At 60.9% G+C, this 16,096-nt stretch carries 13 protein-coding genes; 6 read left to right on the top strand and 7 right to left on the bottom strand.

Going from position 1 to position 16,096, the window contains the following annotated elements:
• Nucleotides 1-53 precede the first annotated feature (53 nt).
• From ACRZ94_RS09975 to ACRZ94_RS09955, 5 genes are read left to right on the top strand one after another with little or no spacing between them, the layout of a single operon-like run.
• Nucleotides 54-2,456, top strand: coding sequence for a GcvT family protein (locus ACRZ94_RS09975; RefSeq protein ID WP_480652799.1), 2,403 nt, complete (start codon nucleotides 54-56; stop codon nucleotides 2,454-2,456).
• A complete protein-coding gene (locus tag ACRZ94_RS09970; RefSeq protein ID WP_480797238.1) occupies nucleotides 2,456-4,006 on the top strand; it encodes a trimethylamine methyltransferase family protein in 1,551 nt (516 codons plus the stop codon). Before ACRZ94_RS09975 ends, ACRZ94_RS09970 begins: the two co-directional genes overlap by 1 nt.
• On the top strand, nucleotides 4,007-4,681 hold the full coding sequence (locus ACRZ94_RS09965; RefSeq protein WP_480797237.1) for a TetR/AcrR family transcriptional regulator: 675 nt from the start codon (nucleotides 4,007-4,009) through the stop codon (nucleotides 4,679-4,681).
• Complete coding sequence (locus tag ACRZ94_RS09960; protein WP_480652794.1) at nucleotides 4,678-5,982, top strand: NAD(P)/FAD-dependent oxidoreductase; 1,305 nt, start codon at nucleotides 4,678-4,680, stop codon at nucleotides 5,980-5,982. The genes ACRZ94_RS09965 and ACRZ94_RS09960 overlap by 4 nt, the downstream gene beginning before the upstream one ends.
• 54 nt (nucleotides 5,983-6,036) lie before the next feature.
• Nucleotides 6,037-6,768, top strand: coding sequence for a hypothetical protein (locus ACRZ94_RS09955; protein ID WP_480652792.1), 732 nt, complete (start codon nucleotides 6,037-6,039; stop codon nucleotides 6,766-6,768).
• Nucleotides 6,769-6,773: 5 nt separating this feature from the next.
• Here the strand turns inward: ACRZ94_RS09955 and ACRZ94_RS09950 are convergent, their stop codons facing one another.
• Entirely contained in the window at nucleotides 6,774-7,133 is a 360-nt protein-coding gene (locus tag ACRZ94_RS09950; protein ID WP_480652790.1) for a DUF3307 domain-containing protein, read from the bottom strand.
• 244 nt (nucleotides 7,134-7,377) lie between these two features.
• On the opposite strand from ACRZ94_RS09950, the gene ACRZ94_RS09945 reads away from it, so the two are divergent.
• Nucleotides 7,378-10,374 (top strand): ABC transporter transmembrane domain-containing protein, encoded by a 2,997-nt coding sequence (locus tag ACRZ94_RS09945; RefSeq protein WP_480652910.1) that lies wholly within the window; start codon nucleotides 7,378-7,380, stop codon nucleotides 10,372-10,374.
• A gap of 100 nt (nucleotides 10,375-10,474) precedes the next feature.
• Here the strand turns inward: ACRZ94_RS09945 and ACRZ94_RS09940 are convergent, their stop codons facing one another.
• The 6 genes from ACRZ94_RS09940 to pcaD all read right to left on the bottom strand — a co-directional run bounded on the left by ACRZ94_RS09940 (nucleotide 10,475) and on the right by pcaD (nucleotide 16,085).
• On the bottom strand, nucleotides 10,475-10,762 hold the full coding sequence (locus ACRZ94_RS09940) for an ArsR/SmtB family transcription factor (RefSeq protein ID WP_480652908.1): 288 nt from the start codon (nucleotides 10,760-10,762) through the stop codon (nucleotides 10,475-10,477).
• A gap of 112 nt (nucleotides 10,763-10,874) precedes the next feature.
• Nucleotides 10,875-12,107 (bottom strand): mandelate racemase/muconate lactonizing enzyme family protein, encoded by a 1,233-nt coding sequence (locus ACRZ94_RS09935; RefSeq protein WP_480652788.1) that lies wholly within the window; start codon nucleotides 12,105-12,107, stop codon nucleotides 10,875-10,877.
• A gap of 6 nt (nucleotides 12,108-12,113) precedes the next feature.
• Entirely contained in the window at nucleotides 12,114-13,208 is a 1,095-nt protein-coding gene (locus ACRZ94_RS09930; protein ID WP_480652787.1) for a Zn-dependent alcohol dehydrogenase, read from the bottom strand.
• 82 nt (nucleotides 13,209-13,290) lie between these two features.
• Nucleotides 13,291-14,490: a TCR/Tet family MFS transporter gene (locus tag ACRZ94_RS09925; RefSeq protein WP_480797236.1), complete on the bottom strand. Its 1,200-nt coding sequence runs from the start codon at nucleotides 14,488-14,490 to the stop codon at nucleotides 13,291-13,293.
• Nucleotides 14,491-14,562: 72 nt separating this feature from the next.
• On the bottom strand, nucleotides 14,563-15,285 hold the full coding sequence (locus tag ACRZ94_RS09920; RefSeq protein ID WP_480797235.1) for an alpha/beta fold hydrolase: 723 nt from the start codon (nucleotides 15,283-15,285) through the stop codon (nucleotides 14,563-14,565).
• A gap of 11 nt (nucleotides 15,286-15,296) precedes the next feature.
• The gene (pcaD, locus tag ACRZ94_RS09915) at nucleotides 15,297-16,085 is read right to left on the bottom strand and encodes a 3-oxoadipate enol-lactonase (RefSeq protein ID WP_480797234.1); all 789 of its coding nucleotides are present in this window, start codon (nucleotides 16,083-16,085) and stop codon (nucleotides 15,297-15,299) included.
• Nucleotides 16,086-16,096: the final 11 nt, after the last annotated feature.

Raw genomic sequence — 16,096 nt, 5'->3', positions numbered from 1 at the left:
AGATGTGAACAGTGCATCTAGCGTTCTGTCCGAGTCATGTGGCGGAGGGCAGGATGAAATCTCAGTATCGCGTTGTGGTCATCGGGGGCGGCGTCGTGGGCGCCTCGGTCCTGTATCATCTGGCCAAGTTCGGCTGGTCGGATGTGGTCATGCTGGAGCGGCGGCGGCTGGCCTCGGGCTCTTCGTGGCATGCGGCGGGCGGGGTGCACGCGCTGAACGCCGATCCGAACATGGCGTCGTTGCAGTCCTACACCATCGACCTGCTGAGCGAGATCGAAAAAGAGTCCGGCCAGAATATCGGCCTGCACATGACCGGCGGTCTGACACTGGCCGGTACGCCGGAACGCTGGGAATGGCTGCAGGCCAATTATCGCATCTTCCAGTCCATCGGGATTGATGACTGTGAGCTGCTGTCCCCCGAAGAAGCGCAGAAGCGTTGCCCGATCATGTCCACCGATGGGGTGCTGGGCGCAATGTGGGCGGATCGCGAGGGCTATATCGACACGACCGGCACGGTGCAGGCTTATGCGACAGCGGCCAAGAAGCGTGGGGCTGAATACTATGAAGAAACCAAGGTCGAGGAACTGATCCAGACCGCCGATGGCTGGCAGGTCGTTACCGACCGGGGCACCATCACCTGCGAGCATGTGGTCAACGCGGCGGGCCTGTGGGCCAAGCAGGTGGGACGCATGGCAGGGGTTGAGCTGCCGGTATCCCCGTTGAAACACCACTATCTGATCACTGATACAGTGCCTGAAGTAGCCGAGGCTGAATTTGAGATGCCGATGACCGTGGACCTCGAAGGGTTCACCTATATGCGGCAGGATCAAAAGGGTGTTCTGGTTGGTATCTATGAGATCGATCACGAACACTGGGCCATGGACGGCGCGCCGTGGAACTATGGCGAAGAACTGTTTCAGGAACAGCTTGACCGGATCGAGAACGAGCTGACGCTGGGTTTCGAACGCTACCCCTCAATCCAGAATGTGGGTATCAAGACATGGGTGAACGGCGCATTCACCTTCTCGCCGGATGGCAACCCTCTGGTCGGGCCAGTGCCGGGCAAGCGGGGCTATTGGTCGGCCTGCGCGGTGATGGCCGGGTTCCTGCAGGGCGGTGGCGTCGGCAAAACGCTGGCCGAGTGGATGATCCATGGTGAGCCCGAGGCCGACGCATGGCCTATGGACGTGGCGCGCTATGGCGATTTTGCGCAGAACAAACGCTATATTCGTGAGACCACGGGTCAGTTCTATTCGCGCCGGTTCGTGATGACCTATCCCAATGAGCAACTGCCCGCGGGCCGTCCACTGAAAATGGCCCCCGCGCATGACGCGATGACCGAGGCCGGGTGCAAATGGGGCGTCAGCTGGGATCTTGAGGTGCCGCTCTATTTCGCGCCGAAAGGGTTTGAAGAAACACCGACCCTGAAACGCTCGAACGCGCATGATATTGTGGCTGAGGAGTGCAAAGCCCTGCGCGAAGGGGTTGGCCTGCTGGACATCTCGGGCTTTTCGCGATTCGAGGTGACCGGCCCGAACGCCGAGGCGTGGCTGGATCAGGTCATGGCCTCGAAACTGCCTGCGCCGGGTCGCGCCAAGCTGGCCCCGATGTTGGGTGAGAACGGTCGCCTCAAGGGCGATCTGACCGTGCTCAACTGGGGAGATGGCACCTGGTGGATCATGGGCAGCTATTACCTGCGCGCCTGGCATATGCGCTGGTTCGATGACCATATGATGGATGGCGTAGATATTCGCGATCTGGGCGAAGAATACTGTGGGTTCGCCGTGGTCGGTCCGAAATCGCAGGCGGTGGTCGAGAAGCTGGCAGAGCAGGACATCTCGGGCCTGAAATTCATGGGGTGCGGTAGCTTCGACATTGGCCTCGTCCGTGCCCGCGTCGCACGCATGTCGGTGACGGGTGAGAAAGGGTACGAGATCAACTGCCGCTATGGTGATCACATCAAACTGCGCCGGATGCTGCTTGAGGCGGGCGCAGATGAGGGCATCCGCGAGTGCGGTTTCAACGCAATGCTGTCCACGCGGTTGGAGAAGAGCTTTGGCATTTGGTCGGCGGAATTCACGCAACTCTATACGCCCGGGATGACGGGCATGGATCGCTGGATCGACTGGGATAAGGATTTTGTCGGCAAAGAGGCCGCTCTGGCCGAACGCGATGGCAACGGCCCGGCGCAGGTTCAGGTGACATTGGAGGTGGACGCGCTGGATGCCGACGCCAGTGGGTATGAACCGATCTGGTCGGGGGGTGATCGCGTGGGTTTTGTGACCTCGGGCGGCTATGGGCACTATACCGGCAAATCGCTGGCGATGGCTTTGGTTGACCGGGACAAGGCCGCACCGGGCACCGAGCTGACAGTGCATGTGGTTGGCGTTGAACGGCCCGCACGGGTCATCGCGCCGTCGCCCTATGACCCGCAAGGCAAGGCGATGAGGGGCTGATGGTGATCTCGCAAACGTCAGAACGCGGCCGCAGACGGCGGGGGCGCGGGGCCGAAGCCGCGCCGCCCCCCAGCCGCGATGTGAACTATCGCCAGTTGCAGAACCCCTTTCCGCAGATGGAGGTGTTCCCCGCAGACCAGATCGCGGATATGCACGAGACCGCGCTGCGCCTCCTGCAAGAGCTTGGGGTCAAGGTCCTGCTGCCCGAGGCGCGACGTATCTTTGCCACCGCAGGCGCGCGTGTGGATGAAGATAGCGAGATGGTCTTTATCGGGCGCGATATGGTTGAGGCCGCTGTTGCCTCGGCCCCTAAATCCATCAAGTGTCGCGCCGGTGCACGCCGTCGCGATTTCACGTTGGAGCTGGGGTCGCTGGTGTTTCAGCCGGGGGCAGGGGCACCCAATGCCACCGATCTGGAACGCGGGCGGCGACCCGCGACAGGGCGGGATTATCTGGAATTTCTGAAACTGACCCATCATTTCGATGTGTTCCAGATGATCTCACCCCAGGTCGAGCCGCAGGATGTGCCGACCCATCTGCGCCACTATTTCACCACACAGGCGCAGATGGAGCTGACGGACAAATTCCCGTTCTTCTTCTCGCGCGGGACGCCGCAGGTCATGGATTGCTTTGAAATGCTGTCCACCGCGCGCGGGCTCAGTGATGAGGAGTTCCGCGCAAACCCACATTGTTATACGATCATCAACACCAACAGCCCGCGCACGCTGGACATTCCCATGGCGCAGGGGCTTATCGATTTCGCGCGGCATGGCCAGATGTCCATTATCACGCCCTTTACTTTGATGGGCGCGATGGCCCCGATTACGGTGGCGGGCGCGATCACGCTATCCCATGCCGAGGCTCTGGCGGCCCTGACCCTGACCCAATTGACCAACCCCGGAGCGCCCGTGTGTTATGGGACGTTCACCAGCAATGTGGACATGAAATCGGGCGCGCCGGCCTTTGGAACGCCCTCGCATTTTCAGGCATCGCTGGCCGCCGGACAACTTGCGCGGCATCTGGGCCTTCCGTGGCGGTCGGCCGCGGGATCGGCCTCGAACATCAACGACGTTCAGGCGGCGAATGAGAACCAGTTTGGCCTGTGGGGGGGCCTGATGGCCGGGGCCACCGTGATTATCCACTCGGCAGGGTGGTTGGAGGGGGGGCTGTCTGTTTCTTTCGAAAAGCTGATCTGTGACGCCGAGGTCCTGAACATGGTGGCCGAGCTTTGCGCAGGGGCGCAGGCAGGCCCCGCCGAGATCGGCTTTGATACAGCGCTAAGCGAGGTTGACCCCAGCGGGCACTTCTTTGCCACAACCCAGACGATGGAGCGGTACAATACGGAGTTTTATCAGCCCCACGTCCATGACTACGCCAATTTCGGCACCTGGACCGAGCGCGGTTCGGTCGATGCCAATCACCGCGCGACGGGTGTATGGAAGGACATCCTGGCCAATTTTGAGCCGCCGCAACAAAGTGACGGGCTGGATGCCCTGCAGGATTTCATCGCGCGCCGGACCGCCGAGGGCGGCGCACCACCGGAGAGCTGAATGAACACCAAACCCATCCTGCATCGCGATGACCCTGACGCCGAACCTTTGGTCGGCAATATCAAAGTCACGCGGGACGACTGGCTGAATGTCGCGATGGACGTTCTGATCTCGGACGGGGTCGAACAGGTCAAGGTGATGAACCTGGCCGAGCGTATGGCCGTGTCGCGGTCGTCTTTCTATTGGTACTTCAAGTCCCGACAGGAACTGTTGGATGCGTTGCTGACCAAATGGCAGGCGACCAATACGGCGGCCCTGATCGCACAATCCGAACTGCCTGCGGCAACGATCACGGCTGCTGTCTGCAATGTGCAGCGCTGCGTGGTGAACCCCAACCTCTTTGACACCGCGCTGGATTTTGCGGTGCGCGACTGGGCGCGGCGGTCGGGCAAGGTACGGCGGATGCTGGACCAGTCGGATGCACGACGGCTAGCGGCCTTGCGGGCCATGTTCATCCGCTATGACTATGAGGAGACCGAGGCCGAAACGCGCGCGCGTGTCCTCTACTACATGCAGATCGGGTACGATCTGGCGCAGTTGAATGAGCCGATGTCGCTGCGGCTGTCGCTGGTCTCTCACTACCTGTTTGTTTTCACCGGTGTTGAACCGCTCGCCGAAGAGATCGAGGAGTTCAGCGCCTATTCGCGGTTTTACTGGGAGAAGAACACGCCATGAGCCAACCTGACGCAATCATCATCGGCACCGGTGTGATCGGCGCCGCCATCGCATTCGAGATGGCCAAGGCGGGGTGGAAAACCCTGTCACTGGACCGCAACGCTCAGGTCGGGCATGGATCCACCGCCGGGTCTTGCGCCATCATTCGGATGCATTATTCGACCTTCGATGGCACCGCGTTCGCGTGGGAGGGGTACCACTACTGGCGCGACTGGGCCGACTATCTGGGCCTGCCTGCGGACGCCAATCTGGCGCAGTTCCGCGAGACGGGGTGTCTGGTGATGAAGACCGACGCCAACGGGATGCTGGACAAGCACATGAAAAACAGCGCCGATCTGGAGTGCCCGTTCGAGGAGTGGTCGCCTGAAAAGATTACCGAGCGGCTGCCGGTTTATTCCTTGGACAGTTTCACACCACCGAAACGCATGGATGATCCTGAGTTCGGCCAACCCAACGGGCGCAAGATGCAGGGCGGGGTGTTCTGGCCGCAGGCGGGCTATGTCACCGATCCGGCCTTGTCGGCGCAGAACCTGATGGATGCCGCCAAACAGCACGGGGCCGAGGTGCGCACCGGGGCCGAGGTGGTCGAGATTCTGACCGAAGACGGGCGCGTGGCCGGGGTCAAGCTGGCCTCGGGCGAGGACATCCGGGCCAAGGTGGTGGTGAACGTGGCCGGGCCGGGCTCGGCCATCATCAATGGTATGGCGGGTGTGCTGGAGGATATGACCATCGAAACCCGTCCCTTGCGGCAAGAGGTGGTGCATGTCCCCGCACCTGAAGGATTCGATTTCGAAAACGACGGCACCATCGTGTCGGACAGCGATATTGCGCTTTATTGTCGGCCCGAACATGGCAACCATATCCTTGTCGGCTCGGAAGACCCGGAATGCGACCCGCATCAGTGGTGCGAGGATGACGTGCATTACAACCGCGACTTCACCGATCAATGGACGACGCAGGCGATGCGCTATGCGCAAAGGGTGCCCAGCCTTGGCATACCGTCGAAAACGCGGGGGGTGGTTGATTTGTATGATGCCTCGACCGACTGGATTCCGATCTATGACAAATCCAGCCTGCCGGGGTTCTACATGGCCTGCGGCACCAGCGGCAATCAGTACAAGAACGCACCGATTGCGGGCAAGATGATGGCCGCGCTGATCGACTATTGCGAGGGCGGCGCGGATCATGACGCGCAACCGCTGCAATTCGAACTGCCCTATATCAAGCGGACCATCGATGTGGGGTTCTATTCCCGCAAGCGCCCGATCAACGAAGAAAGCAGTTTTTCGGTTCTGGGCTAGCCGACCGCTCAAAAAGCTCTAACATTCATGGGGCCGAATAAGACGGAGCCCGGAATGACCGAGCCGACGAACCGAGTTCTGATACTGGGCAGCGCACCAAGCGCAGTGGCCGCCCGCGCGTGGCCACGCGCAGCCTTTACCCATATCGTCGCCATCAACAATGCCTGGCGCGTCCGACCCGATTGGGACGTTTTGATCCACCCCGAAGACTTTCCACCCGAAAACCGACCGGCGCAGATTGACCGCGATCAGCGGATTGTAACCGCGCGTGATTATGTTCCCGCGCAGAACCAGTATGGTGGGTTTGTCTATGCGGGCGGAACGATGGCGTTTACGGCAGGGTACTGGGCCTTGTCCGCCTTGCGCCCCAAAGTCCTGGCATTTTTCGGCTGCGACATGATCTATCCGGGGTCGGGCCAGACCCATTTCTATGGCACGGGAACAGCTGACCCCTTGCGGGCCGATGTCACCCTCAGGTCGCTAGAGGCGAAATCGGCGCGGTTGGCCCTGTTTGGCGCGGCACAGGGATGCCGGATCGTCAGGCTGTCCCGGCATGAGAGCCGATTGGTGTTTCCATCCGTCACGCTCGATACGCTCGACGACACCGATCTGACTGCGACCGACGCGATGGCGCCCATTCAGGCGGCAGAGGAGCAATTGGGCTACTACGTTCCGTCGGGCCGGTATTGGGAGGTTGCTGATCGGTTTGATCCTGCAAAGCTGGATGCATTGGACCGTCGCTGGTTGAACGCCTATCGTTCCACGCCGCTGGAGGATGTGGCCTAGCCCATTTAGGTCGTGAAAGTCACCCAGGCCCAGACCATGGCGACATAGGTGAGATTGTGCATTAACTGATCCAACCCTGCTGCACGCCAAAACGCGGCCTGAGTGGGCGAGAGGTTTTTCTTTTCCGAATAGCTGGCTTTGGCAAAGTCGATGTTGAAATGCACGATCCATTCCAACCCGACGATGATCACGATGAACGGCCACGGGGCCCCGAACAGCACAAAAACAATGACTGATCCAAGCACATGCACGCCGGCATGCTGCGCCCGGCCCCAGTGAAAATATGTTCCACGGCCGGACAGCATTTTGGGAGTCTGGAGGTAATAATCCGCAAACATATGTTTGATCTGCAACAAGCAGAGCATCAATAACACTGCGCCTATACTGGCAGTCAAATTGTTCCTCCCGATATCGTCCCGTGGCAAACTTTAGGGGGTGATCCCTTTTTGCGCAAATAAACTTGCTCACATCCGGCGAATATATGATCAAACCGGAAACCGTTTGCGTCAACGGTCGAGTTTGCTGTAAATTCAGAGTGTTGGATTTGCGGCACTTTCGTCACGATAGGATCGATGATCCATAGCAGGGGCAGGTTCCATAGAACGTTCGATTTTCCAGTTCATTTGGAAGTACTCAAAACGCGATCAGTTGATCCTGCTGGCCGTCACGTCAACGCTTTTTCCGCTGTTGTACCTGACGCTGGAACTGCCAAAGCGGATCATCAACGACGCCATCGGTGCCTCCAGCCCTGTTGTCAGTGTCATGGGCTATGACCTGCCGCAGACAACCTTTCTGATTCTGCTCTGCGGTGCGTTTCTGCTGGCCGTACTAGCGCACGGTTTGATGAAAATGCGCATCAACACCATGAAAGGTGTCCTGAGCGAGCGGATGCTGCGCCGGTTTCGCTATCAGTTGATCAACCGCGCCCTGCGTTTCCCGCAACCCTATTTCGAGCGGGTCAGCCAGGGTGAAATGGTCTCGATGGTCACCGCCGAAAGCGAGCCGATGGGCGGTTTGATGGGCGATGCAATCAGCCAGCCGGTGCTGCAGGCCGGGCAGATGATCACGATCCTGTCCTTTCTGTTTTTGCAAAGCGTGTGGTTCGGGCTTGCCGCCGTGGCGCTGATCCCGCTGCAGGCGTGGCTGATCCCCAAGCTGCAGCGCCAGATCAACCTGCTGAACAAGAAGCGTATTCAGGAAGTGCGGATTTTGGCCGCGCAGATTGGCGAAAACGCGGCCGGGGCCTCGACCCTGCGCGCCAATGGCGGTTGGCGGTATCGCCGGGCGATGATTTCGGAACAGTTGGGGCGTTTGTTCGGCATCCGGTTCGAGATCTACCAGAAAAAGTTCTTTATGAAGTTCATCAACAACTTCATCTCGCAGCTGACGCCTTTCATGTTCTATCTGGTGGGCGGTCTTCTGGTGTTGCAGGGCTCGGTCTCGCTGGGGGCGCTGGTGGCGGCCCTGGCGGCTTACAAAGACCTGAGCTCGCCTTGGAAAGAACTGCTGACCTATTACAACCAGACACAGGACATGTCGCTGCGCTGGGATGTGGTGATCGAACGGTTCGCGCCGCCGGGCATGCCGGATGAGACATTGTTCGAAGGTGAACCCAAGGCGCGCCCGCATCTGAACGGGGACATCGTACTGGATCAGGTCTCGGTTCGGGATATGGATGGCAATCAGGTGCTGGACGATCTGAACCTGACCTTCGCGGGTGGCCATACCATTGGTATCTCTGCCCCCAGCGAAGAGGATCGCCGCGCCGTGGCCGAGTTGTTGACACGCGAAATCCTGCCCAGTTCGGGCCGGGTTGAAGTCGGGGGCGAGAACCTTGCGACCCTGCATCAAAGCGTGGTGGCCGCGCGCATCGGATATGCCTCGTCACGACCGATCATGTTTCAGGGGACATTGGGCGATAACGTGATGATGCCGATGCGCCTGAAACCGCTGGCCTCCCAGGCCGAGGACCCCGACTTTGCCGAAACGCAGCGCGCAGGTAACAGCGCCGATCCATTTCGCACCGAATGGCTCGACCCGTCTCTGGCCGGTTTGAATACCCCGGATGAGTTGCGCGACTGGTGGCTGCATCTGATTGATGGGATGGGGTCCGGGGCGGCGTTGTTCCAGCGGGGGGCTGAACAGGTCTTTGACGCGGATGCGCATCTGCATCTGGCCCGCAAACTGGTTGAGCTGCGCCCTCTGGTTCAGAACGCGGTGCGCGAGGCCGGGCTGGATCAACAGGCGCTGGTCTTTGACTGGTGCACATACAACCCCGCTTTGCCGGTTGCGGAAAATCTGCTGTTCGCCACGCCGCGGGTTCCGGTCACGCAAGAACTGCTGGCCCAGCAGACCGTTTTCCTGGGTCAGCTGCGCGAGCTGGGCTTGGATGAAACTCTGATCAACCTTACGCGGGATGTGACCGAAATGCTGCGCCAGATCTTCGGACTGGACGGCACGGATCACCCGCTGTTCCGCAAGCTGGGGCTTGAGGCCAAGACCTATGAGACCGCGCTGGAACTGGTCGAGAAAACCCGGAACGAGGGCGTTTCTGGGCTGAATGACGAACAGCTGGCCAACCTGCTTGCGGTGCCCTTTGTGATCTCGGCGGAACAAATCGGGCCTGCCTTTACCGATGAGTTGAAGAACCGCATCCTGGAGCTGCGCCACAGCCATTCGGCAAAACTGCTGGACAGGTTGCTGGACGTGTTTGTGCCACTGGACAAAGACGCCTTTGCGCCGGGTCTTACGGTGTTGGAGAACGCCTTGTTCGGCAAGGTCAGCCAGATCGGCGGCGGTCGGTCGGATGAGGCACGCAAGGTGATCGTCGATGTGCTGGATCAAAACGGCGCGCGGCCCTTGGTGGTTGAACTGATCTATGACGTCCCGGTTGCAATTGGTGGCCAGAACCTGCCTGCGGTCTTTGCCGAACCGCTGGCCTTTACCCGCGCAACGATCAAAAAGCCGGATATCCTGATACTGGAAAACGCGCTGGCCAGCTATGACATGGCCACGCAGGTTGCTGTTTATAAAAACCTGCGTGAACTGTTGCCGGACACAACGGTCATCTACCTGAACGACCAGTTCGAAAACCCGGACGTGTTCGACATGTATGTCGAAATCCGCCAAGGTCGTGTGGTGACAGATGAACGGGATACCAAGGTCGCAGAAGACGGTGCCGCTTCGGCCGATCTGGCGCGCAAGCTGCGCGCGCTGGAGCAGACCCCGCTGTTTTCCGGCCTTGATCGTAGACAGCTGCGCCTGCTGGCCTTTGGTGCACGATGGTTCGATGCGAAACCGGGCGAGGTTGTGTTCCTGAAAGACGATCAGCCCACCGACGGTGCCTATGTGGTGCTGGAGGGCGAGGCAGGGCTTTACCTTCCGCAACCCGAAGATCCTGATCAGTTGATCGTCAAGGTCGGCCCCGGCGCCCTTGTGGGTGAGCTGGGCCTGATCCGCAAAGAGCCCCGCGCACTGAGCATGATCGCTGAAACACAATTGTCCTGCCTGCGCATTGGCGAAGAGGAATTCCTGGCCGTGGTTGAAAACGATGCCGCGACGGCGTTCAAACTGATGCAGGTGATCGCGGGCTACGTGTCGAACTAGAGCGTTTCGGGTTTTACCTGAATCACTCTGCGAAGCGAATGTCCCGAGAACGCCGCAGGCGTGGCAGGGTATTCATGTCTCAAGTTAAACCCGAAACGCTTTAGGCATCCGGCTTGCAGAACAGATCGTAAAGCAGCCCGATGACCTGCGCCGTGTTGCCATCCCGCAGCGAGTAGTAAATCGCCTTGCCCTCCCGGCGGGTTGAAACCAACCCATCATGGCGCAACCGGGCCAGCATCTGGCTGACGGCGGCCTGACGGATTTGCAGCAGCTCCTCAAGTTCGCCCACTGACTTTTCGCCTTCGCCCAGATGGCACAGGATCATCAGGCGCCCCTCATGCGCCAGCGTTTTCAGGAAGGCTGCGGCCTCGGCGGCGCTGGCTGTCATGTCCGCAGGCTTTTCGGGGCGGTCAGTCCGGATGTCTTGGGTCTGAGTGGTCACGCAGGGCCTATCTTGCAACTGAAAGTCGTTGAAATATGCCCCAGACCGTAGTTGTTTGTCACCCCTCGGTCGCCGGGGCACCGCCTTGGAACGCATTCCCGTTCGCATAGTCGCAGGGGTCTTCCTGCATTTGCAGATGTAAACCGTCGCCTGAATAAGGGTGCGCGCGGGCCAGATCTTCGTCCACTTCGATGCCCAGACCGGGCGCGGTCGGGGCGGTGACGAACCCGTTTTCGACGCGCAGCGTGCTTTTGATCAGGGCGTCGTGGAAGGGTGTCTCAATCGTCTCCAGCAGCAGCAGGTTCGGGATTGAGGCCGCCAGATGAATATTGGCCGCCCATTCCACCGGCCCGGCATAAAGATGCGGGGCCATCTGGGCGTTGAACACCTCGGCCATGGCGGCGACTTTCTTCATTTCCCAGATGCCTCCGGCGCGGCCCAGAGCGGGTTGCAGAATCTCAGCCGCATCTGCGCGCAGGACGGCACCGAATTCCGCCTTGGTGGTCAGCCGCTCGCCGGTTGCCACGGGGATGCGGACATTGCGGGCGACGCGGGCCATATCTTCGATCATATCCGGCGGTGTGGGCTCTTCGAACCAAAGCGGAGAGTAGGGCTCCAGCGCCTGACCCAGACGGATGGCCCCTGCGGTGTTGAACTGGCCATGGGTGCCGAACAGCAGATCGGCCTTGTCACCCACGGCTTCGCGGATCGCTTTGCAGAACGCCACGGACATTGAGATATCGGACATCGCAGGCATATGCCCGCCTCGGATCGTGTAAGGCCCGGCCGGATCGAATTTCACGGCGGTGAAGCCCCGCCGCACCATCTCGGCGGCGCATTCGCCCGCTTGTTCGGGCGAGGTCCAGAAATCGGTCAGGTTATGCTGGGGCAGGGGGTAAAGGTACGTATAGGCGCGGATGCGTTCATTCATCAGCCCGCCCAGCAGGGCATAAACCGGGCGGTCGCGATCCTTGCCCAGAATGTCCCAGCATGCGATCTCAAGCCCCGAGAACGCGCCCATGACGGTCAGGTCGGGGCGCTGTGTAAAGCCGCTGGAATAGGCGCGGCGGAACATCAGCTCGATATTCTCAGGGTTTTCGTCCTGCATATGCCGCTCGAACACATCGCGGATCACATGGCGCATCGCATCCGGCCCAACGGAGGAGGCATAGCATTCGCCCCAGCCTGTGATCCCCGTATCAGTGGTGAGCTTCACCAAAATCCAATAGCGCCCACCCCAGCCGGGCGCGGGCGGGGCGGTGACGATAATGTCGAGGTCCTGCAGTTTCATCCGCCATCACCCCCTGTCGAACAGGATCACGTTGCGCTTGGCCGATCCGGTCTTGGTGTCCTCGATCGCCTCGTTGATCTGGTCCAGCGACCACCGGCCAGAAATCAGCTCATCCAGTTTCAATCGTCCCTGAGCATAGAGATCGATCATCCACGGGATATCGCGCTGAATGACCACATCGCCCATTTTCGACCCGACCACGCCTTGACCCAGCGCCGCCAGCACCACCGGTTCATAGGTGGACATATCGCCCGAATGCGGCATGCCGATCATGATGGCCTTGCCACCCCGGCCCAGATAGCGGGGGGCCTGATCATAGGCTGGAATGGCCCCGACAGTGATCAGAACCGCATCTGCACCGCGTCCGCCCAGCGCTTTGAACGCCGCCTTCCACGGTTCCTTGAGGCTGGCCAGAACGCCATGGGTCGCGCCGAATTCCTTGGCGATTTCCAGCTTTTCTTCGGTCATGTCCACGGCCACGATGCGCCGGGCCCCGGCAAGGCGGGCCCCCTGAATGGCGTTCAGCCCAACACCACCCGCGCCGATGACCACCACGTCCTGCCCGGGCCGCAGTTGGGCCGCGTTCACTGCCGCACCAACCCCGGTGATCACTCCGCAGGACAGCAGGCTGGCCACGTCCTTGGGCATGGTTTCAGGTATCTTCACGATCTGACGGTGGCTGACCACGACCTTTTCAGCAAAGGCCCCGCAGGCCATCGCCTGATCCAGTGACCCGCCATCCGCTGTGCGCAGCGGGCCGTTGATCGAATCATAAGGCGTTTCGCAAATCGTCGGCTGACCACCCGCGCAAGAAGGGCAGGACCCGCAGGCGCGGATCAGGGTCACAACGACCGGGTCACCGGTCTTGAAATCACCAACCGCATCGCCGGTCGCGGTGATCACTCCCGCAGCCTCATGCCCGTAGACGGCCGGCAGATGGCCGCCCCAGGCCCCGCTGGCAAAGGTGATGTCCGAATGGCAGATCGCCACGGCATCCAGCGTCACCTCAACCTCACCCGTGGCCGGAGGGGCGATTTGTATGTCTTCGATGACCAGAGGTTCGTTAAACGCCCGGCACACGGCGGCTTTGATGGTTTGCATTCCTGTCCCTCTTTCCCTTTCGTCCACGGTGACGCGGGACGGTTTGGGCTGCAAGGCGGAAACCGTCAGAAAAGCGTCGTTCTTACGCCACGACAGGGCGGGCCCGCAAAAACAGGGCGCACCCGACGCACATCAGCAGCAACGCCAGCAGGAACGGTGCCCCGGGCAGGTAGACCGGCGCGTCCGGCTTGACGAACTGGGCGAACACCGTGGTCATCACAAGTGGGGAAATCACCATCGACAGCGCATGCAGGGATGTGAGCACGCCCTGAAGCTCGCCTTGTTGCGAATCCGGCGTGGCGCGAGAAGTCAGGGCCTGTAACGCAGGGGTCACCACGGCCCCGATTGCGGTGACAGGGATCAGCATCAGGGCGATGAAGCCATTGGTCAGGACGCTCAGCAACAGGAAGCTGATGATCTCAAACGCCATGCCGCAGATGATCGTGACCCGTTCGCCAAGATAGCGGGTCGCGGGTCGGATCAGGCCACCCTGAACGGCGGCCATGCCGATGCCGTAGACGCCCAGCGACAGGCCGATCATCTGCGGGGACCAGCCGAAACGCTCGGTGGTGAAATAGGCCCAGATGGCGGGGTAGACGTAGATCGACACGGAATACAGGAAGTAAACCCACAGCAACGGGCGGATACCGGGCAGGGCGGCGATGGCTTTCAGCGAGTTCACCGGATTGGCCCGGCGCAGGCTGAAGGCGCGGCGCGTTTTGTCGGTGACTGTCTCGGGCATCACCAGCAGGCCCGCCAGAAAGGTCAGGCCAGATAGGGCCGCCGCAGCCCAAAAGGGCGCGCGGGTGCCGTATTCGCTCAGCAACCCTCCGATCACCGGGCCCAGCACAAAGCCGATCCCGAAGGCCGCGCCCAGAAGGCCAAAGTTCGCGGCCTTTTCGTGGGGCTTGGACACATCCGCCATGAAGGCCGCCGCCGTGGCATGGGTGGCGGCTGTGATACCGCCCACAATCCGCCCGATCAGCAGCAGCCACAGGCTGCCCGCGACCGCCATTACCACGTAATCCAGCGCCATCACGCAGAGCGACACCAGCAGCACCGCGCGCCGTCCATAGGCGTCAGAGAGGTTCCCTAGAATCGGGCCAAAGATAAACTGCATCGCGGCAAAGGCGGTGCTGAGCACGCCACCCCAGATCGCCGCATCCGCCAGGGTTCCGCCCTGAACCTCGACAATGAGGTCGGGCATGATGGGCAGGACAAGGCCAATGCCCATGGCATCGACCATAACCGTGGCCAGAACAAACAAGAAAGGCAGGCGCATCAGGACCGCTCGTTGGGTTGCACCCGGACCCTAGCACGTCTGCTTTACCTGTGAAGCACCCGTGACGCAGGGTTACGCGGTGGGCAGTTTCCGTTCCAGATCATCCAGAATTTCAGCCAGATGACGCGGATGCGAGAAAAACGGGGAATGAGAGCTGTTGATCGTCGCGCGCAAAGCGTCCGGCGCGATGTGGCTCATCTGTTCTTGGTACTCCGGCGGGATGGTGTGATCGTCCGTGGCGCGGATATAGGCCTTTGGAACGCGCGCGAAATTCTCGGATAGCGACAGCGGCGTGTCCTGTGGCGCGATGGCCTGCGGGCACAGACGAGCAAGCGCACAAGGCACCGTCTCGGGCGGGCAGTCGTGATAGAACAGCGCCTGTACCCGGTCCGGCTTGACCGTATAGGACAGCCCATCGGTGGATTTCTCAACCGCATCGGTGATCAGCTGGCGCGGGGCGCGTTTGCGCATCTCGATCATCGACAGGCCGTTTTCGGGGACATAGGCGCACAGATAAATCAGTGCGCGCATGGCATCGGGCTTGGCCTCGGCCGCGGCGCTGATCGGATAACCGCCCCAGGAATGGCCAACGATGATCGTTTGCGGGGTCGAGGCCGCAAGGACCGCATCGCGGCACCCGTCCAGCGTGACATCGGCAATCGGGGTCGGGTCCGCGCCGTGGCTGGGCATGTCGATGGCGCGCGCGGTGTGGCCCAGAGCCTCAAGCGCCGGGATCAGATCGCGCCAGCACCAGGCACCATGGCCAGACCCGTGAACCAACAGAAAATCGGCCAAAACATTCTCCCTCAAATATGTCCGATATCCGTCAGAAAACCACGCAGCAGGGCGGCGTATTCTTCCGGTTGTTCGACGCAGGGCAGATGGCCAGCCCGGCGCATCAATTCAAATTTGGAACCGGGGATCAGATCGACCGTTTCGCGGACCAGATCGGGCGGGGTCGAGCCATCCTCGCTGCCCGCAATCCCCAGCGTGGGCAGGCGCAGCCCGCTGGTGGGGGTGTAGAAATCAGTGCCCGAAATGGCCGCACAGCAGCCCAGATAGCCGTCCACTGGTTGCCGCACCATCATGTTGCGCCACAGCAGATGATCCGGCGACGCGCGGAACGCTTTGGAAAACCACCGCTCCATCGTCGCATCAGCCAGCGCCTCGATCCCGCCTTGCCGCACCGCATCCATCCGGTCCTGCCAGATTGAGGGGATGCCGATCTTGGCCGCCGTGTTCGACAGCACCAGCGCGCGGATCTGGTCCATGCGTTTGACGGCCAGCCCCTGCGCGATCAGCCCGCCTATGGACAGGCCGACAAAGACGCAATCGCGCACGTTCAGATGATCCAGCAGAGCCTCGGCATCGCGTACCAGTGCACCCATGGAATAGGGTGCAGGGGGCTGTGACGACAGCCCGTGTCCGCGCTTGTCATAGCGGATTATGCGCAGGCCCTTGGGCAGATGCGGCAGCATCGCATCCCACAGGCGCAGATCCGTGCCCAGTGAGTTGGCAAAAACAACCGGCGCGCCGTCCGGGTCGCCGTCCAGACGATAGTGCAGTTGCACCTCGCCCATATCCAAGATGTGCATGACTCAATCCC

The organism is Ruegeria sp. CH10, from assembly GCF_056537125.1.
Note: the sequence above shows the minus strand (reverse complement) of the source record. Positions and strands in the feature narration are given on the sequence as shown.